We start from the raw sequence: 756 nt of genomic DNA, 5'->3' as shown, positions 1-756 counted from the left end.
TTGACTGCATGTAAATGGGGCTATAGCTCAGCTGGGAGAGCGCCTGCCTTGCACGCAGGAGGTCTGCGGTTCGATCCCGCATAGCTCCACCATTTACTTTGCTGGTTAACAGGGGAACCTGATTAACTAAGTAGACTTACTTATTCAGCAATAAGTAAGGCATGCATTGGATAGAGATGCCAAAGATAAACTAAGACTTTATCTTTGGCTTTTTTAAGCCCGTTCTTTAAAAATTTGGAAAGCTGATAGTGTTAATGTGAAAGGGACAATGATGAACTTATTCGTAAGTGATTGGTTGTTTATAGCATTAGCGCGAAATATTTATAATTGAGTTCTCAAAACACTTAAATCAAGTGCCCGACTCTTTCATTGAAGATTTATTTCTTTAACGATGGGGTCATGAGTATTCTTTTGGCGAAAGTAAACACCATTAGTTGCGATACAGTGCATGTAAGTTTCAAACTTATGTGGGTTGTATGGTTAAGTGACTAAGCGTATACGGTGGATGCCTTGGCAGTCAGAGGCGATGAAGGACGTAGTAACTTGCGAAAAGCGTTGGCGAGCTAGTAACAAGCATTTGAGCTAACGATGTCCGAATGGGGAAACCCACTTACATAAGTAAGTATCACAACATGAATACATAGTGTTGTGAGGCAAACCCGGGGAACTGAAACATCTAAGTACCCGGAGGAAAAGAAATCAACCGAGATTCCCCTAGTAGCGGCGAGCGAACGGGGATTAGCCCTTAAGCATAGA

1 tRNA gene and 1 rRNA gene are annotated in these 756 nt (G+C 42.1%); both read left to right on the top strand.

Annotated elements, in window-relative coordinates:
- Positions 1-16 precede the first annotated feature (16 nt).
- Positions 17-92, top strand: a tRNA-Ala gene (locus tag BM736_RS24775).
- Positions 93-478: 386 nt separating this feature from the next.
- A 23S ribosomal RNA gene (locus tag BM736_RS24770) occupies positions 479-756 on the top strand; the annotation flags it as partial.

It is taken from the genome of Shewanella sp. UCD-KL12, assembly GCF_001957125.1.
In the GTDB taxonomy this organism is placed as follows: domain Bacteria; phylum Pseudomonadota; class Gammaproteobacteria; order Enterobacterales; family Shewanellaceae; genus Shewanella.
The sequence above is the reverse complement of the archived record's forward strand: the minus strand, read 5'-3'. Positions and strand labels throughout refer to the sequence as shown.